Consider the following 24,592-nt stretch of genomic DNA (forward strand, 5'->3'; position numbering starts at 1 on the left):
CCTACCTGGTCCCTGGGCGAAGGCATCAAACTCGACATCCTCGCTGAGCATTGCTCCGCGAGGATGTCGGGTTTAGTGTCTGAGCGCATGAACCGAGGAAGCTGCCATTGGTCGTTGTGGATGACCGCACTCCTGCTGATGGTCCTCTCGGGTTGCGCAGCCGGAGCAGGCACGGAAGCCACCGGGGGCGCTTCAAAAACCTCAGGCTCGAATGCCGTGGTGGCATCGTCTGCCTCGGATCCAAGCTCGGATATACCGAACGACACCCGCTGCCCCTCCGGGACGCAAATCGTCCCTGAGACGCTGAAAGCCGGCTCCACCACGTCGCCAGCCGCCAGCTGGGGGAACGGTAGGACCGGCGTTCTGCTGTTGCACCAGAGCGATGGTGACGGCATGTGCGGGTGGCTTGCCCACTCGCAGGCTTTCAATGATCTCGCCCATGATGCTCGATTCCTGACCTTTGATCTCTGTGGGTATGGGCAGGCACAGTGCGCCGGGACCGAGACCAACCAGCGCCAGCAAATCACGGCGGGTATCGATCGACTGCAAGACAGCGGTGCTCGGGTGATTGTCATCGTCGGAGCTTCCCTAGGCGGATACCTGGCCGTGCACTTCGGGCCAGCTGCCGGTGCTGATTCGATCATCAGCTTGTCGGGCTACGGTATGGCCGGTGCGGATTCCTTCCAGCACGACTTGAAACGAACGAATCAGCCGGTTCTGCTCACCACATCGCATGCCGACGGCGAGACCCGCTATCAGGATCTGCAGGACGTCGCTAAAGCAACCGGGAAGGACTTCGCGGGCTTTGACGCCGGTCACGGCTACACCATGTTGCCTGAAGCGAAAGCAACTGTGGAGGAATGGATACGGGACGCAGCAGCGCAATCTTCCCCAACAGCGGGATAGACCTCATAGACTGGGGGCCATGCGCATTCTCGTTACCGGCGGAGCCGGATACATTGGATCCCACACCGTTCTGCTGCTCCTAGAAGAAGGCCACGACGTCCACGTCCTGGACAACCTGTCGAATTCATCTCGCGAGGCCCTCCGACGCGTTGCCGAACTGGTCGGAGGAGAGGCTACCTTGCACGTGGCCGACTTATTGGAGCCTGCAGCTCTGGATCGGGTCTTTACCGAAGCGGCGCCCGAGGCGGTCATCCACTTTGCCGGGTTGAAGGCCGTCGGTGAGTCAGCCCAGAAACCGCTCTGGTATTACCGCAACAACGTCGTGGGGACTCTCAATCTGCTCGAGGCGATGGAAGCTCACGACGTACGGACCATCGTTTTCAGCTCATCTGCCACGGTCTACGGCGAAGCCGGAGGAATAGTTGAATACACGGAGGACCTTCCCCTGGACGCCATGAATCCTTATGGGCGAACAAAGATGCATATTGAACAAATCCTCAAGGATTTGGCTGCTGCGGATGGACGCTGGAAGATCGCCAATTTGCGGTATTTCAACCCTGTCGGTGCCCATGAATCCGGACGCATCGGCGAGGACCCTCAGGGACTGCCCAATAACTTGATGCCCTTCGTCGCGCAGGTCGCCGTCGGGCGCCGAGAAAAAGTGAGTGTCTTTGGAAATGACTATGACACGGCTGACGGTACCGGTGTTCGTGACTACATCCACGTCGTTGACCTTGCGGCCGGGCACCTCAAGGCAATGGAATACCTCGTCGAGCACGGCGGCCTACATTCTTGGAATTTAGGTAGCGGCGTAGGGACTTCCGTCTTGGACGTGATCCAGGCTTTCTCACGTGTCTCGGGGGAAGAAGTCCCTTACGAAGTCACTGTCCGCCGACCTGGGGACTTGCCAGCGTACTGGGCAGATCCAACCTTGGCTCGCGAAGAGCTCGGGTGGAAGTCAGAACGTGGGCTCGAGGACATGGTGGCCGATGTCTGGCGCTGGCAGTCAGCCAACCCAGAAGGCTATCGAGAACAGGGGTTGGAGGACAAGAGCGTGGCAGCTGACTGTTTGAATTCCCCAGCAGACGACGTGCCCGAAGATCGTCCTCTTCCTGCGGGGGCAGATCGCACGGAACCCGGAACCTCTACTAGGCTGTAGTCCATGCGTATTGCTCGGTTTGTACTAGACGATGACCCCATGTACGGCGTAGTCGACGGCGAAGACGTCATCGTCATTGCCGGTGACCCCTTCTTCCAAGGCATCAAGCCCACCGGTACCCGCCACCGGCTCGATGATGTACGTCTGCTTGCCCCGATCATCCCACGATCAAAGGTCGTCTGCTTCGGTCGCACCTATGCCGAACATGCCCGGGAGATGGGCAACGAGGTTCCTGTCACACCGTTGATGTTCCTCAAGCCGAACACGTCGGTGGCCGGCCCCGGTGACCCGGTAACCCTTCCTGCCTTCTCTGAAGAAGTGTCCTATGAGGCCGAACTAGCCGTCGTCATCGGGCGCATCTGCAAAGATGTCCCGGCAGATAAAGCCGGCGATGTCATCTTCGGGTACACCTGTGCCAACGACCTGACGGCCAGGGACGTGCAGAGGACCGACAACCAGTGGGCCCGTGCCAAGGGATGGGATGGCTCCTGCCCCCTCGGGCCATGGATCGAAACAGATTTGGACGTCGAGGATGTGCGGATCCAGGGACGCTTGGACGGCGAAACCGTTCAAGATGGCGATACCACCTTGATGGTCTGGAGCGTTCCGGACCTGGTCGCGTATGCCTCGCAGGCGTTCACGCTCCTGCCCGGCGACATCCTGCTCACCGGGACGCCTGCCGGAGTCGGCCTGCTCCGCGAAGGACAGCGTTTCGATGTCGAGATCGAGGGAATCGGTACGCTCACCAATACCTTCCGTCGCTAAGGGACGCCAAAGGTGTACGGAAAACGTCGTGTAGGGCGGGCCATTCGCCTATCGATGATGGAGACTCAACGCAGTCGAGCGGCTCGCCCTGCTTGGCAGAAGCGTCGCACGGCCCTCTGGGGAGCCGCGTGGGCTTTGGCCGTCTGCTCACGGATCTCTTATCGGGCGGGTTGGCCCGTCCCGGTGACCACCACGTTATTGGGCATCGCCATCGCCTTGGCCGTGACACTACTGATCCGCCGTATCGCCTCGGCGGTACGTAATCACCGCCAGTCCAAAGAACGATGACGCGGGCCGACTTCCCTTAGCCGTATTAGGATGGGATTCATCATGATTGAGCCATCCCAGATTCCGGTCGTCACTGACGAGACCCCTGTCCGCGTCCGCTTTTGCCCGTCCCCGACTGGGATGCCACATGTCGGACTCATCCGCACCGCACTGTTCAACTGGGCGTATGCCCGGCACACCGGTGGAAAAATGGTGTTTCGGATCGAAGACACCGACGCCAAGCGAGATTCCGAGGAAAGTTACGAGCAATTGCTCGATGCTCTCAATTGGCTCGGCATCACCTGGGATGAAGGTGTCGACGTGGGCGGTCCGCACGAGCCCTACCGACAGTCGCAGCGCGCAGACATCTATCAGGAAGCTATTTCCAAGCTGCGGAATGCTGGCCATCTCTATGAATCGTTCTCCACGCCGGAGGAAGTTGAGGCCCGTCACCGCGCGGCGGGGGAGGACCCGAAGCTCGGCTATGACAATTTCGACCGCACACTCAGTGACGAGCAGATTGCTGCTTTCCGTGCCGAGGGGCGCGAGCCGGTTCTGCGGTTGCGCATGCCCGAAGATGATCTGACGTTTACCGATCTGGTCCGCGGCGAAATCACCTTCAAAGCCGGTACGGTCCCCGACTATGCCGTCGTCCGTGCGAACGGAAAGCCGCTCTACACGTTGGTGAACCCTGTCGACGATGCTCTGATGGGGATCACCCATGTTCTGCGTGGCGAGGACATCCTCTCTTCGACGCCACGGCAGATCGCCCTGTACCGGGCGATGATTGACGTGGGAATCGCCCAACATATGCCCCTCTTCGGGCACTTGCCCTATGTCATGGGTGCCGGCAAAAAGAAGCTGTCAAAGCGTGACCCTGAGTCCAGTCTGTTCCTCCACCGCGACAGAGGTTTCATTCCTGAAGGTTTGGTGAACTACCTGGCGTTACTCGGATGGAGTTTGTCGGCAGACGAAGACATCTTCACGCGCGAGCAACTGGTCGAGGCCTTCGACATCCATGACGTCCTCGGCAACCCAGCCAGATTTGACGTCAAAAAGGCTGAAGCCATTAACGGCACCCATGTGCGCATGCTCGAAGCGCAAGATTTCCGCGACCGGCTCGTGCCGTATCTCCAGACTGCCGGGCTCACGGGGGAGACGCTGACAGCAAAGGAAGGACACACCCTTGATCAGGCCGCTCCTCTGGTCCAGGAACGCATTACCTTGCTTGGTGAAGCACCGGAAATGCTTGAATTCCTCTTCCGTGGCGATGACGAGATCGTGATCCAGCCGGAAGCGCTCAAGGGCATGCCCGGAAACGCCGACGAGGTCCTCGACGCCGCGCTAGCGGAACTGACAGAACTGGCTGTTTGGGATGCAGAGTCGATCCAGGCAGTGCTTCGGTCCGCGCTGATCGAGAACATGGGCATCAAGCCGCGACTGGCCTTTGGGCCTCTGCGCACCGCCATGTCAGGCAAGCGCGTCTCGCCGCCGTTATTCGAATCCATGGTCATCCTCGGGAAGGAATCGTCCCTGAAGCGACTGCAAAACTTCAAGGCCACGCTGGCCTGATGCTCCACGGCTGGGGAGGGCCAGCCGATTTTGGTTTTGTCGGATTCCTCGGGTAAAGTTATTTCTCGTGCCGAGGCATACGGAACATCTCGAAAGAGAGGTCAACCGAGTCCGGCAAACCATTGGGATATGGTGTAATTGGCAACACATCGGTTTCTGGTACCGACATTCTAGGTTCGAGTCCTGGTATCCCAGCGCTACAGCCGGGGCAGATTCTGCGCCGGCTGGCATTGTCCGATGAACAAACAGGACAAGCTATGGCCCCATCGTATAGCGGCCTAGTACGCCGCCCTCTCACGGCGGTAACGCGGGTTCGAATCCCGCTGGGGTCACGTTCACCAGAACAGGGCGGCATCAGCCCTCAACGATGCGAGCTATGCGGCCCCATCGTATAGCGGCCTAGTACGCCGCCCTCTCACGGCGGTAACGCGGGTTCGAATCCCGCTGGGGTCACCTGTGGAACTTCGCGGTACATCGTCATGGTGTGCCGCGAATTTTCGTTTGAAACCCTGGCGCCGATTTCTGCTGTGTTCCGTCTGCGCCGCTTCCCCTGTTCTTCCCCTTGGTTTGGCATGATGTAGTAGTGACTTCCCTCGACAGCGACGGCCAAACGGGACCACCGGCCCTCGGACTCCTCCAAGAGTGCCGGTCTGCCCTTGAGGTGGTGTCCTTGCCACTTGACCTCCCAGGGGCCGACAGCGTGCGCAGCAGCGTGCACGATGCCGCCGTCCAACTCAATGACTACATCCTGCCTCGGTACCGCAGCCTCGACGCTCCACTTCTGGCGGTGGTTGGTGGGTCAACAGGGGCCGGCAAATCCACGCTGGTCAACGCGTTGGTCGGCCATCCGGTGACGCGGGCCGGAGCCATCCGTCCGACGACACGTCAGCCCATCCTGGTTCATCATCCGGATGAGAGGGAGTGGTTCGACGGTGACCGGATTCTGCCCGGGCTACCCCGGATCACTGGGACCGTCGAGCCTAGTGGGCAGATTCAGGGGGCTGCGACCGCGACGGTGGCGGGCAAAGGTGAAAGCGTCGGCCCCGTGGGCGGGCCATCGCTGCTTCTCCTCGGGCACAACAACATCCCGCAGGGCATTGCCTTGCTGGACGCACCTGACATCGATTCGGTGTCGGACGCCAACCGGCAATTGGCCGGACAACTACTCGCGGCAGCCGACCTGTGGATTTTCGTGACCACTGCCAATAGGTACGCCGACGCCGTGCCGTGGCGGCTCCTGGCAGATGCAGCATCCCGCGACATCACCCTCTCCATTGTGCTGGACCGTGTCCCGTCGGGGGTGGAAGACGAGGTTGCTGCAGACCTGCGCGCCATGCTCGACCGACAGGGATTGGACACCGCTGGGCTCTTCGTCGTCCAGGAATCCGAGCTCGACGGGGACGGCATGCTCGCTGCGGAGGCCGTGGCACCCCTCCGCGAGTGGTTGGCCGGTATCGCCGCAGACAGCGCCGGCCGGGCAGCCATCGCCCGCAAGACGCTGACCGGGGTGGTCGCGACCCTTGGCCGCCGCACCGCGGCAATTGCCGTTTCACAACAAGAACAACACGACTCCAGCCGCCAGCTGGCCGGTCACGTCACCGAATCCTATGCGGCCGCCGCAGAACGCATCGGTCATGCCACCTTTGAAGGGACGCTGCTGCGCGGCGAAGTTCTGGCCCGGTGGCAAGATTTCGTAGGGACCGGAGAGTTCTTCCGCTCGCTGGAATCGGGCATCGGCAAGGTACGTGACCGCATTGGAGCTTTCTTCACGGGCAAGCCTCAGCCGGTCAGCACCGTCGAGGAAGCCATCGAATCCGGGCTGCATGCCGTCATCGTGGACGAAGCGGCCAAGGCAGCCGAGCAATCAGAGGCTTTCTGGCGATCCGACCCCGCCGCCCGATCGCTCATCGGTACCGTCGACTACGGGTCGACCTCCGAAGGCTTCAGCGATCGTGTCGCCGCGGAAATCCGAGACTGGCAAAACGAGTTACTGGCCCTGATACGTTCAGAAGGGTCCGGAAAGCGTTTTACCGCCCGGATGGTTTCCTTCGGCGTCAACGGTGTCGCCGTGGCATTGATGGTCGTGGTCTTCGCTTCCACCGCCGGTCTGACAGGACTCGAGGTGGGTATTGCTGGAGGCACCGCCGTCGTCGGTCAGAAACTACTGGAATCCATTTTCGGGGAAGACGCCGTCCGGCGACTAGCGAAAACGGCACGTGAAGGACTCGAGCGGCGGGTCAAAGGACTGCTCGCCGAGGAAAGCTCACGATTCCTGACCTTGCTGGAAGACACTCCAACGACGGAGGAGATCGCTCGGTTGAAGGACTTGTCCATGCGGCTGGATCAGCTGGCGCAGACCACTCCGGAGGCGACGTCATGAGCCGCCGGGGGAAGGACACAGCCACCACGCCGTTGATCGAACGACTCGAAGCGCTCCAGACTGCCACCGAGCTTGGCACGGGCAGGGTCCCCGCGGCGGATATAGAGCGGGCGGGGATCGTTCTCGACCAGGCTTCCACCCGCAGGTCGTTGTCAGCCGAACACACCGTCGTTGGATTCTTCGGGGCCACCGGCAGCGGAAAATCCTCGCTCTTCAACGCAGTGACTGGTAGGGAACTGGCTCGAACTGCTGCCACGCGTCCGACGACCAGCGTGCCTCTGGCCGGGGTATGGCACGCAGCGGGCAGTGATGATCTTCTGGACTGGTTGCAGGTTCCAGAGCGCCACCAACTTGATGAACCGCTGGGAACGAGTAAGAGTGGCCTGATGCGACGCCGAGGCGGGGTAGCCAGCGGATTGATCCTCGTGGACCTTCCGGACTTTGATTCCACGACGGCAACACATCGCGAAACCGCCGAGCGACTTGCCGGGCAGATAGATGTCCTCGTGTGGGTGCTCGATCCACAGAAATACGCCGATGCCGCGGTCCATCACGAATTCATCCGCCCGCTGGCCGCCTATGCTGGTATCACGCTCGTGGTCTTGAATCAGATTGATCTCCTGGATTCTTCGGATCGTGCAGCAGTGATCGAGTCCCTGCACGGCATCCTCGAGGCCGATGGGCTCCGCCGTCCGCGAGTCCATGCCGTCTCGGCGAAGACCGGTGAAGGCATCGACGGGCTACGCGAAGCCATCGCCGACGTCGTCGTCGCACGATCAGCGGCAACGGACCGGCTGCTTCAAGACGTCGCCGCTGCCGCGGACGGCCTCATCGGAGAATCACCTTCAACAACGGATCCCAAAGCAGGGTGGCGCGGAGACCCGGCGATGGCTATCGGGAGGGGGCTGAGCGAGCCCGGCAGTGCCGAGCAGCGACGTCTGGCTGATCATTTGGCAGAAGCTGCTGGAGTGGACACCGTGGTTGCCGCCGCGCGGACCTCCTACCGTCTCCAGGCTCGCGCCCGGACCGGATGGCCGGTGACCCGCTGGTTGTCCCGGCTTCGCCCCGACCCCTTGCGCCGTCTGAATCTGCGCAGTCGAGACGTCAATCCTGCAGTGAACAGGACGTCATTCCCGTCCCCCGGTGCTGCCCAACGTGCCCAGGCGGATTCCGCCGTACGCGCCTTCGCCGACGGGGCGAGCCAGGGCGCTCCCGAAGCCTGGCGGGGATCGATCCGGCGTGCCGCCCGTGCCAGTTCGGAGGAGCTGCCGGATGCGCTGGATCAGGCGATCGCTTCTACGGACATTTCGGCAGGACGGGGGTCCTGGTGGTGGCCGGTTGTTTCCGTGGTGCAGTGGTCGGCGTTGGCCGTGGCCCTGGCCGGGGCCGGATGGCTGGCCGTGTTGGCGGTCATGGGATATCTGCAGTTCGACGCTCCGCCAGCCCCCCGGGTTGAAGGCCTTCCCGTCCCGACCTTGATGCTGGCCGGGGGAGTGCTGCTGGGTATTGTCCTCGGGTTCGCGACCGGCCTCCTGGCTCGGGCCGCTGCCTCCGGGAGGGCACGCGCAGCGGGTAAGAGGCTCAAGGCCTCCATCGCCCACGTGGCACAGAACGCAATTGTGGAACCAGTGAGCGAGGAAGTCAGGCGTTTCAACTCCTTCAGCTCCGCCGTTCGGAGGGCCCGTGGCTGAAACATCGGATCAGGAACAGACGGTGGCCGGACTCGGTGAAGCCGGTGTCCTTAAACGGATCCTGCCACGTCTGCGCGGAGCCAGCATGCTGCTGGGGCCAGGGGACGACGCCGCCATTATCGACGCTCCGGGAGGACGCTTCGTCGTTACCATCGATACCCTCGTCCAGGATCGAGACTTCCGTCTCAACTGGCGCAACGGGTACCAGAGCAGCGGATATGACGTCGGATGGAAATCTGCGGCGCAGAACCTGTCAGACGTCAACGCCATGGGGGCTGTAGCGACGGCCGCAGTCATCTCCCTGACGCTTCCTCCGGAGACACCCGTGGCGTGGGTCGAGGGAATCGCCGACGGTTTCTCGGCAGCGGTCAGGGAACTCGGCGCCGACCAATGCGCACTAGCTGGAGGCGACCTGAGTTCGGGGAGTGAACTGTCGATCACGGCCGCCTTGACCGGCTCGATTCCCGGCCCTGCGCTGCTGCGGAGCGGGGCCCGTCCTGGAGACATCCTGGCAGTCTCCGGAGTTCTGGGCGCCGCTGCCGCCGGGCTGGCCCTTTTGGAGTCCGAGCATGACTTCACCGCTCTCGATCCGTCGTGCGCAACTCTGGTTGAACGACAGCTCCGGCCACGCCCTCCCTTATCCGCGGGACCCCGGGCGGCAGCGGCTGGAGCAACCGCGGCGATGGATATCTCCGACGGGTTGGCCCGTGATGCCGGACGACTGGCCGAAGCCAGCGGGGTGTCCATTGACTTGGAATCCACCTCACTACGGGCCATCATCGGATCCATGGAACGCGAAGGCATAGATCTCGGGGCCGCCGCGGAACTCATGGAACAGGAACCCTTGAATTGGGTTCTCTCCGGGGGAGAGGACCACGGGTTGCTGGCAACGTTTCCCCCAGATGCAGCACTGCCTTCGGGATTCATGCGCGTGGGCCGGGTGGGCCGCGCAAGTGGTGACCAGGACGTACGGCAATGCATCTCGCTGGATGGCGCGCCGTATCCTTCCGGGTCCGCGGGGGAGTCCTCCCCCGGATTCGACCATTTCAGTGGATAGGAGGAGGCGAGCTGATTTAGGCGGTCGGCTTCTTCAGCGCCTCGCTGAGCTGGGCTGCCATCCGGCACACGATTTCCGAATGAGCCTTGCCCGGTTGACGGCCGAGACGTTCGATAGGACCGGAGATCGACACGGCGGCGATGACCCGGCCCGAGGGGCCGCGGACCGGTGCCGAGACGGAAGCCACGCCTTGTTCGCGTTCGCCCAGGGACTGGGCCCATCCTCGCCGCCGCACACCCGCGAGAATGGTGGGGGAGAACCGCGCTTGGTTAAGCCCATGCAGCAGCCTCTCGTGGTCTTCCCACGCCAGCAGGACTTGGGCCGCCGAACCGGCCTTCATGGACAGTTGGGTGCCCACGGGAATGGTGTCGCGCAACCCGACGGGACGTTCGGCTGAGGCAACACAGACCCGGTTTTCACCCTGACGGCGGAATACCTGTGAACTTTCACCGGTGGCATCGCGGAGCTGGACCAGGAGTGGGCCGGCAGCGGCGATGAGACGGTCCTCGCCAGCGGCGGATGCCAGTTCCACCAAGCGGCTGCCGAGCATGAACCGGCCGTGGATGTCCTTGCCCGCCAGCCGATGGTGGACCAACGCCTGGGCCAACCTGTGGACGGTGGGGCGTGAGAGCCCGGTGGCCGCAACCAATTGAGCCAAACTGATGGGTCCAGCCTCGAGTGAATCGAGAACCAGAGCTGCCTTGTCGATGACGCCGACCCCGCTAGAAGTGTCCATCTATTGATACTAGCGTCTCACCATTTGAGATGCACGCTATTCTGCTAGCGCGTGGAGTGCCGCTGGTGGTGTCCTAGATCTAAGGGAAGAATCCAGGAGGAACCCAATGTCTGAACAGGAACGGTCCACGGCCACCACCACGCCGAAGACGCTGGCCGAAAAGGTCTGGAACGCACATGTGGTCCAAGAAGGTGGCGGAGAAGGCTCGGCACGCCGTCCGGACCTCATCTACATTGATCTGCACCTGATTCACGAAGTGACGTCGCCGCAGGCTTTCGAAGGGCTGCGGCTGGCCGGTCGGCCGTTGCGCCGGCCTGATCTGACCATTGCCACCGAGGACCACAACACTCCGACGCTGGAGATCCATAAGCCGATTGCCGATCCGACCTCCAGGACCCAGATCGAGACGTTGCGGTCGAACTGCGCCGAGTACGGCGTGCGACTGCATTCGCTCGGGGATCAGGAGCAAGGGATCGTCCATGTCGTTGGACCGCAGCTGGGCCTGACCCAGCCCGGCGTCACCGTGGTGTGCGGGGACTCCCACACCTCCACCCACGGAGCCTTCGGCGCGTTGGCCTTCGGCATCGGTACTTCCGAAGTCGAACACGTGATGGCCACCCAGACCCTGTCGCTGAAACCCTTCAAGACGATGGCCATCAACGTCGAGGGAACCCTGCGCACCGGGGTGACCTCCAAGGACATCATTTTGGCCGTCATCGCCAAGATCGGGACCGGCGGGGGCCAAGGGTACGTGTTGGAATACCGTGGCTCGGCCATCCGTGCGCTGTCCATGGAAGCCCGCATGACAATCTGCAACATGTCGATTGAAGCCGGCGCCCGCGCTGGCATGGTCGCCCCCGACCAGATCACCTTCGACTACCTCGAAGGCCGCCCGCACGCCCCACAGGGCGACGACTGGGACGCCGCGGTCGACTACTGGCGAACGCTGCGCACCGACGATGACGCCCGGTTCGACGCCGAGGTCAACGTCAACGCCGATGACCTCGAACCCTTCGTCACCTGGGGAACCAACCCCGGCCAAGGCGTTTCCCTCTCCGAATCGGTCCCGGCTCCCGAAGACTTCGAGGACGAGAACGCCCGCGCCGCCTGCGAACGGGCCCTGACCTACATGGACCTGGCGGCCGGCACACCGATGAAAGACATCCGGGTCGACACCGTGTTCCTGGGATCCTGCACCAACTCCCGCATGGAAGACCTGCGCTCGGCAGCCAACATCATCAGCGGCAGGGAAAAGGATCCCGACATCCGCATGATCGTCGTCCCTGGCTCTGCACGCGTCCGCCTCGAAGCCGAAGCCGAAGGACTGGATCAGATTTTCAAGGAGTTTGGAGCCGAATGGCGCTTTGCCGGCTGTTCTATGTGCTTGGGGATGAACCCCGACCAGTTGGCCGAAGGCGAACGATGTGCCTCGACGTCCAACCGCAATTTCGAAGGCCGTCAGGGCAAAGGCGGGCGCACCCACCTGGTCTCACCGCTCGTAGCAGCAGCCACCGCCATCCGGGGAACCCTGAGTTCTCCCTCGGACCTGGAACCAGCCGACGGCGCAGCCGCCTCAGCAGCCTAAGGAAGTAGATATGGAAAAGATCACCACACATACGGGCATCGGCGTTCCGCTGCGGCAGTCTGATATTGACACCGACCAGATCATCCCCGCCGTCTATCTCAAGCGGATCACCCGCACGGGCTTCGACGATGCACTCTTCGCTCGCTGGCGCAAGGATCCTGAGTTCGTGCTGAACCAAGCCCCCTTCTCTCATGGTTCGGTCCTGGTGGCTGGTCCGGACTTCGGTACCGGTTCCTCACGCGAGCACGCCGTCTGGGCGCTGAAAGACTACGGATTTCGTGCCGTCCTCTCATCGCGGTTCGGCGACATCTTCCGCGGCAACTCAGGTAAGCAGGGCCTCGTCGCTGCGCAAGTCGACCAAGGCGATATAGAGCTCATCTGGAAGGAGCTCGACAACCACCCGGGGTCCCAGGTCACCGTTGACCTGGAATCACGGACGGTCAGCTGCGGATCGATTGTCGCGCCGTTTGATATCGATGACTACACCCGCTGGCGGCTCATGGAGGGCCTGGATGATATCGGGCTGACCCTGCAGCAGGAACCGGGGATCACCTCTTATGAGCAGACCCGGCCCAGCTGGAAGCCGAAAACGCTGCCAGCAAAGTATTCCTGAGCGTAGACCGGCATCGCTTCAGCCGACAGCGAATCGCGCACGCCGAACCGCCGCGCGTTCAAGGGTCGTCAGGGGTGGTGGCTGTATGCTTGCCGAGAACCTTCGGAGAACTCGAAGAACCATACAAGTGTGAGGTTTTGATACATGGGCAAGGTCCTGACTATCCACGGCGGTGTCCCGCTACAGGGGAGAGTAAAGGTCAGGGGGGCCAAGAATCTAGTTCCGAAGGCAATGGTGGCCTCTCTTTTGGGGAACACCCCCTCGGTACTGCGCAACGTCCCTGAGATCAAGGACGTCGACGTCGTCACGAGTCTGTTGCAGATCCACGGTGTCACGGTTGAGAAGGACCCTGAATCCGGTGATCTCACCCTCGATCCTCAGGGTGCCAAAACGGCCCCATCCAATGAGATTGACGCCCATGCCGGGGACTCGCGCATTCCCATCCTCTTTTGCGGCCCGTTGATCCACAGCATCGGGGAAGCCTTCATTCCCGACCTTGGAGGCTGCCGGATCGGTGACCGGCCGATCGACTTCCATCTGGAAGTCCTCCGCAATTTCGGTGCCGTGGTCGATAAACGCGCCAATGGCATTTCAATCAGCGCCCCCCACGGACTCAAGGGCGCCAAAGTGGATCTGCCCTACCCGAGCGTCGGCGCCACCGAGCAGGTCTTGCTGACAGCTGTCCGGGCCGAAGGTATAACCGAACTCACCGGCGCAGCGGTGGAACCTGAAATCATGGACCTGATCGCGCTCTTGCAGAAGATGGGCGCCATCATCACCGTCCAGACCGACCGGGTCATCCGCATCGAGGGAGTCAACGAGCTCCATGGCTACAACCACCGCGCCATCCCTGACCGCAACGAGAGTGCCTCTTGGGCCTCGGCCGCACTGGCGACGCGCGGAGACATTTACGTCGAGGGGGCAGACCAACAGGACCTGACGTCCTTCTTGAACACCTACCGCAAGATCGGTGGTGACTTTGAGGTCCATGACGACGGCATCCGTTTCTTCCACCCCGGGGGGGAATTGAAGCCGCTGGTTCTTGAAACCGACGTCCACCCCGGGTTCATGACCGACTGGCAGCAGCCCTTGGTCGTTGCCCTGACGCAGGCACATGGCGTGTCGATCGTCCACGAGACCGTCTATGAAAACCGGTTTGGATTCACCGAAGCCCTCGTGCGCATGGGAGCAACGATCCAATTGCACCGCGAATGCCTCGGTGCGGTTCCTTGCCGGTTCGGACAGCGAAACTTCAAGCACTCGGCGGTCATCACCGGTCCGTCGCAGCTGGTGGGCCGCGATATCGACATCCCCGACCTCCGGGGCGGATTCTCACACCTCATTGCAGCCTTGGCCGCCGACGGCACCAGCCATGTGACCGGGATCGAGCTGATTAGCCGTGGCTACGAGCGTTTCCTGGAAAAGGTCCAGGGCCTCGGAGCACGCGTCGAAATCAGCGAAATCCTCTAGGGCCCGGATGAAGGAAGAACGGGGACAGCGACTGGTCTTCGGGATCCTGGCCGGAATTGCCAGGCCCCTGATGAACGTGCTGATGGCCAAGACGTGGATCGGTTTCGATAACCTGCCAGTAGCGGGCTTTATCGCTTGCCCGAACCACGTCACGGAGATCGACCCGGTAGTGGTGGGCCATGCCTTCTACAACCAAGGTCGCCTGCCGCGTTATCTGACGAAAGAGTCGCTCTTCAAGGTTCCGCTTCTGGGTGCTGCCCTGCGGGCCTCCCATCAGGTGCCGGTGTCCCGGGCGACTGCGGGTGCCAGCGGATCATTAGCCATTGCGAAGGAAGTACTCGATGCTGGGGACGTGATCATCATCTATCCCGAAGGGTCCCTGACTCGGGATCCCGAGGAATGGCCCATGCGTGGACGCACGGGTGCGGCCCGGCTGGCGTTGCAGACCGGGGCGCCGGTGGTACCGGTCGCACATTGGGGCGCGCAAAAGGTCCTGCCCCGTTACGGCAAGACGTTGAGCATCTTCCCAAGAAAGCGCGTGTATGTCAGAGCCGGCCAGCCCGTGGACCTCGACGATCTACGAGACCGACCGATGACTCGCACGGTTTTGGACCAGGCGACACAGCGCATTATTGCCGCCCTATCGGCGGAGGTGGGCGAGCTCCGTGGCGAGCAGCCACCAGAGAAACCATGGGACCCGGTTGCGCATGGGCAGACGGCGACCGGACGAATGAACACCGAAGACAAAAACCGCAACGAAGACGACCGACCAGGAGGGGCAGCATGAGGCCAGCACCGCAGAAGATTGCCGTCCTCGGAGCCGGAAGTTGGGGAACAACCTTTGCCAAGGTCCTGGCAGACTCCTGCGCCGACGACGGAACCACGGTCCAGTTATGGGCCCGCCGTGCTGAGGTTGCCGAGGAAATCACCTCGAGGCATACGAACTCGACGTACCTGAAGGAAACCGTCCTTCCGTCCAATATCACTGCCTCTGCGGATGCCGGTGCCGTCCTAGCCGGTGCCGACATGGTGGTGCTGGCGGTGCCAGCCCAACAGCTGCGCGAACAGCTACGAAAAGTCGTAGGCCTCATCCCTGCCGGTGCGGTCATCGTGTCCTTGATGAAGGGCCTCGAACGGGGGACCGACTCACGGATGACGGAAGTCATCGCGGAAGAAATCGGCCGAAACCAGGACGAAATTGCCGTCGTTTCCGGCCCGAACCTGGCCATGGAAATTGCCCGTGAAGAACCAACCGCCTCGGTGGTGGCCTGCCCGGATGGTGACACGGCAGCATGGATCGCCAATGCCTGCTCTCCTGACTACTTCCGTCCGTACACCAATACCGACCTCATCGGCGTCGAAATCGGCGGCATCGTGAAGAACGTGATCGCCTTGGCCGTGGGCATCTGCGATGGCCGCGGCATGGGGGACAACACCAAAGCCTCGGTCATCACCCGCGGGTTGGCCGAAACCACACGGTTGGCCCTGGCCATCGGCGGAAAACTGGAGACCATGTCGGGGCTGGCCGGCCTGGGTGACCTGGTAGCTACCTGTTCCTCCCCGCTCTCGCGCAATCGCACGGCAGGGCGGCACCTCGGCAACGGGCTCACCCTCGAGGATGTCAACGACACGATGACGCAGACCGCCGAGGGCATCAAATCCGCTCGTGCCGTCTTGGACCTGGGCCGAAACGTCCACGTGGAAATGCCGATCACTGAGGCCGTGGTCATGGTCCTCGAAGGAAAACTGACGGTGTCAGCGATGGCCGAACGCCTGCTGGGGCGGGAACTTAAATCCGAAGGAGAAGGCTCATGAGTGCGACCAACAGCAAAAAAACAAGGATCGCGCTGCTCTTCGGCGGCAGGTCGCCGGAACACTCCGTGAGCTGCGTGACTGCTGCCGGGATCCTCCGGGTTTTGGACCCTGAGAAGTACGAGGTCGTTCCTATCGGCATCACCCGTCAGGGACAGTGGACTATTGAAGAAGCCGACCCGGAGTCTTGGTCACTGTCTTCCGGCGTCGCTCCGGAAATCAAACCCAGTGGAGAGTCCCTGCAGTTCTCCCATACCAATGAGGCGACCGAACTCATTGGACATAGCGAATCCGGGGCCATGCGCAGCCTCGGTGGAGTCGACGTCGTCTTCCCCGTGCTGCACGGATCCTTCGGCGAAGACGGCACGGTCCAAGGGCTGCTGGAAATGGCCGACGTTTCGTATGTGGGCTCCGGCGTTGCCGCCAGCGCCATCGGGATGGATAAGCACTTCGCCAAACTCGTCTTCGAGGCAGCTGGGTTGGAAGTTGGCCCCTACGAGGTCATCACCGATAAGGAATGGCTGCGGGACCGGCAAGTCTGCCTGGGCCGGCTGTCGGGTCTTGAATACCCCCTCTTCGTGAAACCTGCGCGCGCAGGATCCTCGGTCGGCGTGAGCCGCGTCTCCGACGAAGCCGGACTCGTCCACGCCATCGACGCGGCGCGCGAGCACGATCCGAAGGTCATCATCGAACAGGGCATTGCCGGCCGTGAAATCGAATGCGGTGTGCTCGAAGGACGCGGCTCCGACGCGCCGCGGACCTCATTGCCCGGAGAGATCGAGGTCACGGCCGGGGCCGATACCTTCTACGATTTCAACGCCAAATACGTGGACGGGGGAGCCGCGGAGCTCACCTGCCCGGCCGCTCTACCTGAAGACCAGATCTCGATCATCAGGGAACAGGCCTCCATCGCGTTCGACGCGATCGGTGGTGAAGGCCTGGCCCGGGTCGACTTCTTCTACACCGATGATGGCCGCTGGATCATCAACGAGATCAACACCATGCCCGGCTTCACCCCGGTGAGCATGTACCCGCGTATTTGGGGGGAGACCGGAATCGGCTACGCGGAACTCGTCGACGAACTGATCTGGTTGGCCGTGAACCGAAAAACCGGTCTCCGCTAGGACCCGGTGGTTCCCTTCGGGAACCTACGGCAGGTCCTCGGAGGTGTCTTGGGTGCTGCACCCTCCTTGAGCGGGAATACGCTCGGCGGCGGATCCAAGCTGGGACAGCACGGAACTGGAAGGCACTTCATCCGGATTGAAGAGTACCTCGGTGGCGGGGGTCCGGCCGTAGGTGGTCAACGTCCATGCGACCTCACCCTCCTTGGCCACCCAGTCCACACCGTTCACGCCGGCACACTGATCCGTCGTCGGGCCCGGAACATTGACGCCGCACCGCAGGATGATTTTCGCAGGGTCCCCCCAGACTGCCGTTGCTTGACTGGTCGTGGGGCGAAGTTTGTAGCCGGCCAGCTCATCCGGCATCGCGACCATCATGTCAGCGCAGAGTGGATTCGCTGCGTCATCGGCCGGCTGCACGGTAGCGGGACTGGCACATCCTGCCAATGATAGGCCCGCGAGAAGGACAACGACCGCCGGGAGGGCCCGGCGCTGAACAAATAAATCAACAGGCAAACGCACACCTCCACTCTAACCCGTGGTGCCACGGCTAAGATGAGACGGCAACCACGGCGATGAAAGGCTGACATGTCCCAAGAGAACATGGATTTGGCGTTCGGTGAACCCGAACATAAGACGAAGCACCCGGTACGAGCGACCATCATCACTCTCTTGTCACTGGTCGTGATTGCCGCCCTGGTCGCCGGTGGATACGTCTTCATGCTCGCCAAGAACTTCGATTCGCACAGCGCAAAAATCGAGTCGGCTTTCCCTTCGGACTCAGTCCGCCCTGAGAAGTCGGCCAATGGGGCCTCCAACATTCTTCTCCTGGGCAGCGACTCTGGAGGCGGATCCGGTGACTCGGAGAACCTCAAGGGTGTCCCCAATGCCGGCAGATCTGACACCATCATGCTGATCCACGTACCGGCAGACCGAAAGAACGTTTTCGTCACCTCGATTATGCGCGATACTTGGGTGCCGATTCCGGGGAAGGGCAGCCACAAGATTAACGCAGCCTTCTCCTACGGTGGAGTCCCGCTGGCGGTCCAGACGCTGGAGACACTCTTGGATACGCGTATTGACCATGTGGCTTCCATTGATATGGAAGGCTTCAAGGGGCTCACCGAGGCGATAGGTGGTGTCGATGTCAACGTGCCATCGAATTTCACGTCAGGGTACGGACACTATGACTTCACTCAAGGACAGACACATCTCGAAGGAGATAAGGCCTTGGCCTTTGTCCGCGAGCGAAAGTCGTTCAAGGATGGCGACTATCAGCGAGTGAAGAACCAACAGACCTTTATCAAGGCTGTCGTGGGGAAGGTGTTGACTCCGAAAACGTTGGCCAACCCGGCCAAGATGACCGATGTGGTCGATGAAATCTCGCCATATATCGCCGTCGACGATGAATTCGGCGCGGTCGAGGTTGGTAAATTGGGCGCCTCTCTGGCTCGTGTGCGAAGTGGGGACATGCACTTCTTCACACTGCCGAATAAGGGCACCGGTTGGTCCAACGACGGCCAATCAATCGTTGTCCCTGACGACGCGGCGATCGATGAACTCGCCACCGCACTCAAGGATGACAAAGTCGGCGAATTCGTCCAGTCACACGGACTCTAAGCAACCCGTAAGGGGAACGAACATGACCGCCAAGATCGCTTCAGGGGTGCCCGCAGCAGCCACCTGGCTCGAATCGATGGTCGGGGCCCTGGCCAACCATAGCGACCGGCTGGACGCTATCAATATCTTTCCGGTAGCTGACGGGGATACCGGCTCCAATCTTTACCTGACCGCGCGAACTGCCCACGACGCGGTGTCGGTATTGGAATCAGAGGACCTCGGCGAGTATCTGGCGACGGCAGGTCGAGCCGGAATGGAATCGGCGCGCGGTAATTCAGGGACACTGCTTTCGGTATTCCTTATCGGTTTTTCAGAACCGCTGCTGGGACAGCCACGATTGACCGGCCCCTTGCTCGCCGCCGCCCTGGAACGTGGAAGGGTCCGGGCATGGTCCGCGCTCAGCGACCCGGTTCCGGGGACCATGCTCTCCGTGGCGGAGTCCGCGGCTCGGGCGGCAAGTAGCGCGGTGGCACAATCGACTGCCGATCCGTCCAGTCGAGCAAACCTGCGCGAGGTTCTGACTGCCGTGCAGGAAGTAACGATCCAATCCGTGGTCAGTACTGAAGACCAGCTCGGGGCGCTGACCAAAGCCAAGGTGGTGGATGCCGGAGCCGTGGGTATGCTGCTGGTCCTCGATACGCTGTGTGCAGCGCTGACGGGTGAAGAACCTGAGGAATCGCGCTATACCCCGTTACACGGGTACGGGATCCAGGATCCCCACATTCATGCCACGTCCTCAACTGAGGAAGGCGTCGAAGTGATGTGCACGATCACGTTGGGAGCCTTGGAAGCTGCCACGCTGCGTGCCCGGCTCGACTCGCTCGGCAACTCGGTCATCATGAGCGCGGTCAATGGGCCCAACGAAGCCTATCGCTGGCGTGTCCACGTCCATGTTCCTGCTGCAGAAGACGCGCTGGAAGCCATCCGTGAGGCCGGTGAACCGGTCAACGTTTCTATTACGGACTTGTGCACCCACAGTGGTTGACTCAACGTCCTTCGGTCCGGAAACACCCTTGCGCTCGGCAGTTGGAAGTCGAGCAGCCGACGCAGTGGCCAAGGCCTTTCATATCGAAACCTGTGGGGAACTGCTCCACCACTTCCCCCGACGTTATCTCGACGTGGGTGAACTGACGCGTATCGACGAACTTCCGTTCGGTGAAACCGTGACCGTGGTGGCCCGGGTTGTCTCCTCGGAACAACGCAGAATGCAACGACGCAAAGGGATGCTCCTGCAAGTAGCTGTCGAGGACGAACTCGGCGACACGCAGGGCCGACTCAACATGACCTTCTTCAACGGGTACAAGGCTGCCAAGGAACTGACCCACGGAACCGTGGCCATGTTCAGTGGAAAAGTCGGTGCCTACCGGCAGACACTTCAACTAGCCCAACCCGAGTACGCACTCTTGGAAACCGCAGAGGACGCCGAACCCCGGCCGATCCCCATCTACCCGGCGACCGCTGCGGTCAGTAGCCAGGCACTGCGGGGCATGATGGACCTGGTGTTGGCTGGCGTCTCATCGACGACATACCCAGATCCGGTGCCCGAATCACTCCGCGAGCAACACCGCCTTCCCGAGCTCGCACGAGCCCTACACGCGGTCCACGCGCCGGATACGGTCGCCCATGGTGAAGCGGCGAAGAAACGCTTCCGATACGACGAGGCATTGGTTCTCCAGCTGGCCTTGGCTGAGCGCCGGGCGCACCGCTTCCGCCAGCCAGCTACCGCTCGGGTCGGGGGAGTCGACGGGATACTTAATGCCTTCGAAGCAGCTCTGCCGTTCACGCTCACCGAAGGCCAGATCCGGGCCGGGATGGAAATTTCAGCGGATCTGGCGCGTCAACGACCGATGAACCGTCTGCTCCAGGGAGAGGTCGGGTCAGGTAAGACCGTCGTGGCGTTGCGGGCCATGCTCCAGGTGATCGATGCCGGGGCACAAACGGCGTTGATGGCACCGACAGAGGTCCTGGCGCAGCAGCACTATGCTTCCATCTCCAAGATGCTGGGTCCACTAGGACGTGCAGGGCAGCTAGACGGGCATCCTAACGGGACACGCGTGGATCTGCTCACTGGTTCCATGCCCGCCGCACAGCGCAAGGAAGTCCTGCTCAGGGTTGCCTCCGGGGAAACCGGCATCCTGATCGGCACCCACGCATTGCTATCGGAAAACGTGATCTTCGCCGAACTGGGATTCGTCGTTGTCGACGAACAACACCGGTTCGGCGTCGAACAACGAGATACCCTGCGAGCCAAGGGAAGCATTCAACCCCATATGTTGGTCATGACGGCAACACCTATCCCGCGAACCGTCGCGATCACGGTCTTTGGGGACCTGGAGATCAGTACGTTGTCGGAATTGCCGGCCGGCCGGGCCCCGACCAGTACCTATGTCGTTGACCTCCATGACGAACGCTACCGCGACCGAATGTTTGCTCTCATGCGAGAAGAGGTTGATCAGGGACACCAGGTCTATTTGGTGTGCCCGCGCATCTCCGAACAGGCGACGGAAGAAGGCATGGCTCCGGGGCTGAACGGCTCCGAAGCTATGGGCTCGGACACAGGATCTGAAGGCGCTAATCTGCCCGGTCTGCCTGCACCGCCGAAGGCTACCGTCGAGGAGATGTACCAACGTGTGGCAAACATGCCGCTTTTCAACGGGGTAGGCATCGATACGCTGCACGGTCGGATGACGACCGAAGAGAAGGCAGCCTCAATGTCAGGATTCGAATCGGGGGAGACCGGAATCCTGATCTCCACTACGGTCATCGAAGTAGGCGTCGATGTCCCCAACGCCACCGCCATGGTGATCCTTGATGCCGACTCCTTCGGTGTGTCGCAGTTGCACCAGCTGCGCGGACGCGTTGGCCGTGGCGGCCTGCCAGGGACCTGTCTCTTGGCGTCATGGCTGCCCCAGGAGCACCCTTCCTTGCAACGACTCGCAGCCGTGGCCAAAACCACCGACGGTTTTGAGCTGGCAGAAGTTGATTTGGCCGAACGCCGCGAAGGAGACGTGCTGGGGGCCAGACAATCGGGAACACAGAACACCCTGAAGATCCTCCGGGTCGTCCGTGACCGGAAGATCATCACGGCAGCCCGAACTGATGCCGAAAAAATCGTTGAAAGCATCGGAGGGCTCGCCGCGCACCCGGGACTGCGCCAACTGGTGCACAGCTGGGTGGATGATGACATGCAAGCTTTTCTGGAACGAGGTTAACTGCATATGGGACGTGTTATTGCCGGTGCAGCCGGGGGACTGGGCCTCACCTCCGTACCGGGTGACGCCACGCGACCGACGACCGATCGTGTGAAGGAAGCACTCTTCTCGAGGTTGGAAAGCCAGGACGAACTCGACGGCGCTCGTGTTCTGGACCTCTATGCTGGCTCCGGCGCACTCGGCGTTGAGGCAGCCAGTCGGGGAGCTCGAGCAGTAGTGCTCGTTGAACAAGCTCCCAAGGCTTTGGCGGTGTGCCAAGCCAATGCCGCGTTAGTCAACAAACACCTGCGCCGCGAAGTTATCGCGGCCCGGCGCGGGTCAGTCAAGACGTTTTTGGCAGCGGAAACCGAGTCGGGGCGTGGCTGGGACCTGGTCTTCATGGACCCGCCCTACCCTCTGACTGACGCCGAGCTCTCGGCCACGCTCCTGGCGTTGGTGCCTGTCTTGAACGAGGGGGCGTTGGTGGTCCTGGAACGTTCCTCACGTTCCCCTGAACCTTCGTGGCCGGCGGAGCTGGCCGGACTGTCGACGAAAAAATACGGGGAGACGACCCTATGGTTTGCGGAGGTCGTCAAGATCGACGCCTGAAAGGACACTGCCGGGGTGGGGGCCCATGCCACGCAAGTCGTCTAGCCGAGAGCCGTCCCACGCGGTATCCGTCCCCATGAGAATGAAATTTCCCGGGGCCCGGAGCTCGAATAGATCCTGGGGAGCAGCGACGGTGACCTGCCGGTAGGTCTCTTCCATGGCGCGGATCTGTTGGCGGATGAAGGCAAAGGGCGGATCGTCCCCGACATTGACCAATGAAATCCCCGCAGGGGTCAATAATCGCCGGATTTCTCGATGGAATTCATCCGCACGCAAGTGCTCCGGAGCGTCGGCTCCGGCAAAAACATCCAAAATGACGGCGTCGAAGGTTTCCCCGGCAAGTTTCCCAGCGACAACATCACGTGCATCAGCGATGATCAGTTGAAGGTTCGCCTCGGCGGGTAACGGCAGGATCTCGGTAACGAAGTCCAAGAGCTCCCGCTCTGAATCAACGGCAAGCTGCGTGCTGCCGGGCCGTGTTGCGTCGAGATAGCGGGCCAAAGTGAGTGCTCCTGCCCCCAGATGGAGGACACTGAGCGGACTCCCAGGAGAACCGAGTAGATCCAGATGGTTTGCCGTCCGGCGGAGGTACTCGTAGAAGATGTCGCCGGGAGCCGCTGGATTGACGTGGGATTGCTCGGCGCCGCCGATCGAGAGAACCCATGCCCCGGGAATCCACGTGTCCGGAACGAGGTCCGCGTGCTGACCGACACCGGACAGCCAGCGGCGATGGGTCTTGTGGTGCGGGACGTTCATCGGGTGATTACTTCACGCAGCCGACTCAGCCGTTTCGTCGCCTCGGCGAGGACTTCGGGCCGCTTGCAGAAGGCGAACCGGATCAACGTACGTGTAGCAGCGGCACCCTCCTGGTGACAGAAGACCGACAGGGGAATCCCGGCAACCCCAACGATTTCAGGCATCCGCCGCGCCAAGTCCGCGGCGTCGTCGATTCCCAGGGGTGCCACATCGGCGACAACGAAGTACGTGCCTGAAGGGCGATACACCCCCATGCCAGCGTTCTCCAAGCCGTCGGCCAGGAATGTGCCGCGTTCTGCCAGATCCGTCGCAAAATTCGCGAAGTATTCGTCGGGAAGCCGGAGTGCCTCGGCCACGGCGGGTTGGTAGGCCGGACCCGAACTGTAGGAAAGGAACTGCTTCACTGTGCGGACTGCAGCAATCAAGTCGGCTGGTCCACTCGCCCATCCGACCTTCCACCCGGTAAAGGAAAAAGTCTTGCCAGCCGAGGAAATACTGATCGTCCGCTTCCAAGCGCCATCGATGGAGGCCACCGGAATGTGCTGACAGCCGAAGGTCAGGTGCTCGTACACTTCGTCGGACACGATCAGTACGTCGTGACGTTCAGCGAGCTGGACGATCTGTTCGAGGACTTCGCGCTTGAAGACCGTTCCCGTCGGATTATGCGGATTATTAAGCAGAATCATGCGCGTTTTGTCGGTTATGGCGCGTTGAAGATCTGCTGGGTCTGGCTGGAAATCAGGAAGCCGCAGCGGAACCGTTCGGTGGATACCTCCCGCCAAAGCGATGGTGGCTCCGTAGGAGTCGTAGAAGGGCTCGAAGGTGAGAACTTCGTCTCCCGGGTTGACCAGGGCGAGGACCGATGCAGCAATTGCTTCAGTAGCACCCGTGGTGACTACGACGCCGTCCGCCGGGTCGGGCGAAAGCCCGTAGAAGTGTTGCTGGTGTTCTGCAATAGCTTCGCGGAGCTCCGGAATACCCGGACCCGGTGCATATTGGTTCTGACCTGATCGAATATTTTGTGCGGCTGCTTCGGCCATGAAGTCGGGCCCGTCCGTGTCGGGGAATCCTTGACCGAGATTAACTGCCTCGTGTTTTCGTGCGAGGACTGTGATCTCTTCGAAAATGGTTGCTGCCAGGTGGCCGTCTGGGCCGAGGAGATTTGCGCCATGGGCGGCACGTTGCCAGGGAAAGCTGTGGGACATGGACTCAGTATGGCAAGGACGCGGCCAACATGACGACTATTGCAGGCCATAGACGCCTCCAATTGATAGATTGCACG

The 24,592-nt window shown here is 61.7% G+C and carries 22 protein-coding genes and 3 tRNA genes; 21 read left to right on the forward strand and 4 right to left on the reverse strand.

The window, feature by feature from the left end; translation table 11 throughout:
* The first annotated feature begins 75 nt into the window (after nucleotides 1–75).
* The 11 genes from FM101_RS09145 to thiL all read left to right on the forward strand — a co-directional run bounded on the left by FM101_RS09145 (nucleotide 76) and on the right by thiL (nucleotide 9,797).
* A complete protein-coding gene (locus tag FM101_RS09145) occupies nucleotides 76–906 on the forward strand; it encodes an alpha/beta fold hydrolase (protein WP_143269263.1) in 831 nt (276 codons plus the stop codon).
* Nucleotides 907–925: 19 nt separating this feature from the next.
* Nucleotides 926–2,065, forward strand: coding sequence for a UDP-glucose 4-epimerase GalE (galE, locus tag FM101_RS09150; protein ID WP_086998638.1), 1,140 nt, complete (start codon nucleotides 926–928; stop codon nucleotides 2,063–2,065).
* Between the two features lie 3 nt (nucleotides 2,066–2,068).
* Nucleotides 2,069–2,830 carry a fumarylacetoacetate hydrolase family protein gene (locus FM101_RS09155; protein WP_086998641.1) on the forward strand — a complete coding sequence of 254 codons (762 nt, stop codon included), beginning with the start codon at nucleotides 2,069–2,071 and terminating at the stop codon, nucleotides 2,828–2,830.
* A gap of 54 nt (nucleotides 2,831–2,884) precedes the next feature.
* Nucleotides 2,885–3,118: a hypothetical protein gene (locus tag FM101_RS15595; RefSeq protein WP_143269264.1), complete on the forward strand. Its 234-nt coding sequence runs from the start codon at nucleotides 2,885–2,887 to the stop codon at nucleotides 3,116–3,118.
* 42 nt (nucleotides 3,119–3,160) lie between these two features.
* Nucleotides 3,161–4,669 (forward strand): glutamate--tRNA ligase, encoded by a 1,509-nt coding sequence (gene gltX / locus FM101_RS09160; RefSeq protein ID WP_086998644.1) that lies wholly within the window; start codon nucleotides 3,161–3,163, stop codon nucleotides 4,667–4,669.
* Between the two features lie 123 nt (nucleotides 4,670–4,792).
* A tRNA-Gln gene (locus FM101_RS09165) sits at nucleotides 4,793–4,864 on the forward strand.
* Nucleotides 4,865–4,928: 64 nt separating this feature from the next.
* A tRNA-Glu gene (locus FM101_RS09170) sits at nucleotides 4,929–5,001 on the forward strand.
* Nucleotides 5,002–5,049: 48 nt separating this feature from the next.
* Nucleotides 5,050–5,122, forward strand: a tRNA-Glu gene (locus FM101_RS09175).
* A gap of 130 nt (nucleotides 5,123–5,252) precedes the next feature.
* On the forward strand, nucleotides 5,253–7,049 hold the full coding sequence (locus FM101_RS09180) for a dynamin family protein (RefSeq protein WP_086998647.1): 1,797 nt from the start codon (nucleotides 5,253–5,255) through the stop codon (nucleotides 7,047–7,049).
* Nucleotides 7,046–8,740, forward strand: coding sequence for a GTPase family protein (locus FM101_RS09185; protein ID WP_086998651.1), 1,695 nt, complete (start codon nucleotides 7,046–7,048; stop codon nucleotides 8,738–8,740). Before FM101_RS09180 ends, FM101_RS09185 begins: the two co-directional genes overlap by 4 nt.
* Nucleotides 8,733–9,797 (forward strand): thiamine-phosphate kinase, encoded by a 1,065-nt coding sequence (thiL, locus tag FM101_RS09190; protein WP_086998654.1) that lies wholly within the window; start codon nucleotides 8,733–8,735, stop codon nucleotides 9,795–9,797. Before FM101_RS09185 ends, thiL begins: the two co-directional genes overlap by 8 nt.
* Before the next feature lie 16 nt (nucleotides 9,798–9,813).
* Here the strand turns inward: thiL and FM101_RS09195 are convergent, their stop codons facing one another.
* A complete protein-coding gene (locus FM101_RS09195; RefSeq protein ID WP_086998657.1) occupies nucleotides 9,814–10,533 on the reverse strand; it encodes an IclR family transcriptional regulator in 720 nt (239 codons plus the stop codon).
* A 106-nt stretch (nucleotides 10,534–10,639) separates the two neighbouring features.
* Here FM101_RS09195 and leuC point away from each other — a divergent pair, with 106 nt between their 5' ends.
* The 6 genes from leuC (at nucleotide 10,640) to FM101_RS09225 (ending at nucleotide 17,137) form a co-directional block, all read left to right on the forward strand.
* Nucleotides 10,640–12,118, forward strand: coding sequence for a 3-isopropylmalate dehydratase large subunit (gene leuC / locus FM101_RS09200; protein ID WP_086998660.1), 1,479 nt, complete (start codon nucleotides 10,640–10,642; stop codon nucleotides 12,116–12,118).
* Nucleotides 12,119–12,128: 10 nt separating this feature from the next.
* The gene (gene leuD / locus FM101_RS09205; RefSeq protein WP_086998662.1) at nucleotides 12,129–12,731 is read left to right on the forward strand and encodes a 3-isopropylmalate dehydratase small subunit; all 603 of its coding nucleotides are present in this window, start codon (nucleotides 12,129–12,131) and stop codon (nucleotides 12,729–12,731) included.
* 144 nt (nucleotides 12,732–12,875) lie between these two features.
* Nucleotides 12,876–14,201 (forward strand): UDP-N-acetylglucosamine 1-carboxyvinyltransferase, encoded by a 1,326-nt coding sequence (murA, locus tag FM101_RS09210; protein WP_086998665.1) that lies wholly within the window; start codon nucleotides 12,876–12,878, stop codon nucleotides 14,199–14,201.
* A gap of 7 nt (nucleotides 14,202–14,208) precedes the next feature.
* Nucleotides 14,209–14,988 (forward strand): lysophospholipid acyltransferase family protein, encoded by a 780-nt coding sequence (locus FM101_RS09215; protein WP_086998669.1) that lies wholly within the window; start codon nucleotides 14,209–14,211, stop codon nucleotides 14,986–14,988.
* Nucleotides 14,985–16,016 (forward strand): NAD(P)H-dependent glycerol-3-phosphate dehydrogenase, encoded by a 1,032-nt coding sequence (locus FM101_RS09220; RefSeq protein WP_086998672.1) that lies wholly within the window; start codon nucleotides 14,985–14,987, stop codon nucleotides 16,014–16,016. The genes FM101_RS09215 and FM101_RS09220 overlap by 4 nt, the downstream gene beginning before the upstream one ends.
* Nucleotides 16,013–17,137 carry a D-alanine--D-alanine ligase family protein gene (locus tag FM101_RS09225; RefSeq protein ID WP_086998674.1) on the forward strand — a complete coding sequence of 375 codons (1,125 nt, stop codon included), beginning with the start codon at nucleotides 16,013–16,015 and terminating at the stop codon, nucleotides 17,135–17,137. Before FM101_RS09220 ends, FM101_RS09225 begins: the two co-directional genes overlap by 4 nt.
* Before the next feature lie 24 nt (nucleotides 17,138–17,161).
* On the opposite strand, the gene FM101_RS09230 is transcribed toward FM101_RS09225, so the two are convergent.
* Entirely contained in the window at nucleotides 17,162–17,656 is a 495-nt protein-coding gene (locus FM101_RS09230; RefSeq protein WP_342744374.1) for a DUF3515 family protein, read from the reverse strand.
* A 66-nt stretch (nucleotides 17,657–17,722) separates the two neighbouring features.
* Between FM101_RS09230 and FM101_RS09235 the strand changes: the two genes are divergently transcribed.
* Genes FM101_RS09235 through rsmD form a run of 4 tightly spaced genes read left to right on the forward strand, consistent with a single transcriptional unit; the run spans nucleotide 17,723 to nucleotide 22,554 of the window.
* Nucleotides 17,723–18,754, forward strand: a complete 1,032-nt coding sequence (locus FM101_RS09235) for an LCP family protein (protein WP_241895359.1) — start codon at nucleotides 17,723–17,725, stop codon at nucleotides 18,752–18,754.
* Nucleotides 18,755–18,776: 22 nt separating this feature from the next.
* Nucleotides 18,777–19,739: a DAK2 domain-containing protein gene (locus FM101_RS09240; RefSeq protein ID WP_086998763.1), complete on the forward strand. Its 963-nt coding sequence runs from the start codon at nucleotides 18,777–18,779 to the stop codon at nucleotides 19,737–19,739.
* Complete coding sequence (recG, locus tag FM101_RS09245) at nucleotides 19,732–21,966, forward strand: ATP-dependent DNA helicase RecG (RefSeq protein WP_281255512.1); 2,235 nt, start codon at nucleotides 19,732–19,734, stop codon at nucleotides 21,964–21,966. Before FM101_RS09240 ends, recG begins: the two co-directional genes overlap by 8 nt.
* A gap of 6 nt (nucleotides 21,967–21,972) precedes the next feature.
* Entirely contained in the window at nucleotides 21,973–22,554 is a 582-nt protein-coding gene (rsmD, locus tag FM101_RS09250) for a 16S rRNA (guanine(966)-N(2))-methyltransferase RsmD (protein WP_086998680.1), read from the forward strand.
* Here the strand turns inward: rsmD and FM101_RS09255 are convergent.
* Both FM101_RS09255 and FM101_RS09260 read right to left on the reverse strand, forming a co-directional pair.
* On the reverse strand, nucleotides 22,519–23,310 hold the full coding sequence (locus FM101_RS09255) for a spermidine synthase (protein ID WP_086998683.1): 792 nt from the start codon (nucleotides 23,308–23,310) through the stop codon (nucleotides 22,519–22,521). The genes rsmD and FM101_RS09255 overlap by 36 nt on opposite strands.
* Nucleotides 23,307–24,515, reverse strand: coding sequence for an aminotransferase class I/II-fold pyridoxal phosphate-dependent enzyme (locus FM101_RS09260; RefSeq protein ID WP_086998686.1), 1,209 nt, complete (start codon nucleotides 24,513–24,515; stop codon nucleotides 23,307–23,309). The genes FM101_RS09255 and FM101_RS09260 overlap by 4 nt, the downstream gene beginning before the upstream one ends.
* Between the last annotated feature and the right edge of the window lie 77 nt (nucleotides 24,516–24,592).

Source organism: Arthrobacter rhombi, from assembly GCF_900163545.1.
Lineage (GTDB): Bacteria > Actinomycetota > Actinomycetes > Actinomycetales > Micrococcaceae > Arthrobacter_H > Arthrobacter_H rhombi_A.

Coding starts and splice junctions, on each gene's coding strand:
- FM101_RS09155 (WP_086998641.1), top strand. CDS start 2,069: ATGCGTATTGCTCGGTTTGTACTAGACGATGACCCCATGTACGGCGTA.
- FM101_RS09240 (WP_086998763.1), top strand. CDS start 18,777: ATGACCGCCAAGATCGCTTCAGGGGTGCCCGCAGCAGCCACCTGGCTC.
- FM101_RS09185 (WP_086998651.1), top strand. CDS start 7,046: ATGAGCCGCCGGGGGAAGGACACAGCCACCACGCCGTTGATCGAACGA.
- FM101_RS09215 (WP_086998669.1), top strand. CDS start 14,209: ATGAAGGAAGAACGGGGACAGCGACTGGTCTTCGGGATCCTGGCCGGA.
- rsmD (WP_086998680.1), top strand. CDS start 21,973: ATGGGACGTGTTATTGCCGGTGCAGCCGGGGGACTGGGCCTCACCTCC.
- FM101_RS09235 (WP_241895359.1), top strand. CDS start 17,723: ATGTCCCAAGAGAACATGGATTTGGCGTTCGGTGAACCCGAACATAAG.
- gltX (WP_086998644.1), top strand. CDS start 3,161: ATGATTGAGCCATCCCAGATTCCGGTCGTCACTGACGAGACCCCTGTC.
- galE (WP_086998638.1), top strand. CDS start 926: ATGCGCATTCTCGTTACCGGCGGAGCCGGATACATTGGATCCCACACC.
- leuC (WP_086998660.1), top strand. CDS start 10,640: ATGTCTGAACAGGAACGGTCCACGGCCACCACCACGCCGAAGACGCTG.
- FM101_RS09225 (WP_086998674.1), top strand. CDS start 16,013: ATGAGTGCGACCAACAGCAAAAAAACAAGGATCGCGCTGCTCTTCGGC.
- FM101_RS09255 (WP_086998683.1), bottom strand. CDS start 23,310: ATGAACGTCCCGCACCACAAGACCCATCGCCGCTGGCTGTCCGGTGTC.
- FM101_RS09260 (WP_086998686.1), bottom strand. CDS start 24,515: ATGTCCCACAGCTTTCCCTGGCAACGTGCCGCCCATGGCGCAAATCTC.
- FM101_RS09220 (WP_086998672.1), top strand. CDS start 14,985: ATGAGGCCAGCACCGCAGAAGATTGCCGTCCTCGGAGCCGGAAGTTGG.
- FM101_RS15595 (WP_143269264.1), top strand. CDS start 2,885: ATGATGGAGACTCAACGCAGTCGAGCGGCTCGCCCTGCTTGGCAGAAG.
- FM101_RS09195 (WP_086998657.1), bottom strand. CDS start 10,533: ATGGACACTTCTAGCGGGGTCGGCGTCATCGACAAGGCAGCTCTGGTT.
- leuD (WP_086998662.1), top strand. CDS start 12,129: ATGGAAAAGATCACCACACATACGGGCATCGGCGTTCCGCTGCGGCAG.
- murA (WP_086998665.1), top strand. CDS start 12,876: ATGGGCAAGGTCCTGACTATCCACGGCGGTGTCCCGCTACAGGGGAGA.